Below are 685 nucleotides of genomic sequence, written 5' to 3' on the forward strand. Positions count from 1 at the left end.
CCAGATGCCGTAGAAGCGCTCCTTGTGCTCGTAGGCGGCCAGCAGTTGCGGGAACGCGCCTGTCCAGGTCTCCATGATGAGGCGCTCCCGGTCTGAGACTTCGTGAGCGCGTTTCAGCAGGATTTTCCGGTCTCCCTTGAGAGTCCGACTCTGGGACGGTTTCAGCTCCTTTCTGAGGCCCTTGCGCACTCTCTCTAGGGCATCGTTGGCCATGCGCACCACATGGAACTTATCGACCACGATGCGGGCCTGGGGCAGCACAGCCTTGACCGCTGCCCGGTAGGGGTTCCACATGTCCATGCTGACGATCTCGACCTTCTGCCGGTCTTTCAGCTTCATCAGGTAGTTGGTCACCACGTCCTGGCGGCGGGTGGCCAGCAGGCCCGATATGGACAATAGGGCATACGGCGAGAGCTTTTTGCCAATAATGAGCATTATTTAACCCTTCAACGCCAAAATGCGTCTGGCACCGTTAAGTACAATGCCCCCCGCGATGGTGCCGATAATCAGATCCGGATAATTGGAACCGGTCCACGCGACCAGGGCGCCGGCGGTGATGACCCCCAGGTTGATCACCACGTCGTTGGCCGAGAATATCCAGCTTGCCTTCATGTGCGCCCCGCCTTCCCGATGTTTGGATATGAGCAGCAGACAACTGGTATTGGCAATCAATGCGACGAATGCG

2 pseudogenes are annotated in these 685 nt (G+C 58.2%); both read right to left on the reverse strand.

From position 1 onward, the window contains the following. Window positions 1-381, reverse strand: a pseudogene (locus JIG41_RS01400) (transposase); the annotation flags it as partial. Window positions 382-438: 57 nt separating this feature from the next. Then, window positions 439-685, reverse strand: a pseudogene (locus tag JIG41_RS01410) (sodium:proton antiporter); the annotation flags it as partial.

The sequence above is a fragment of the Pseudoalteromonas sp. bablab_jr011 genome (genome assembly GCF_016464045.1).
Lineage (GTDB): Bacteria > Pseudomonadota > Gammaproteobacteria > Enterobacterales > Alteromonadaceae > Pseudoalteromonas > Pseudoalteromonas lipolytica.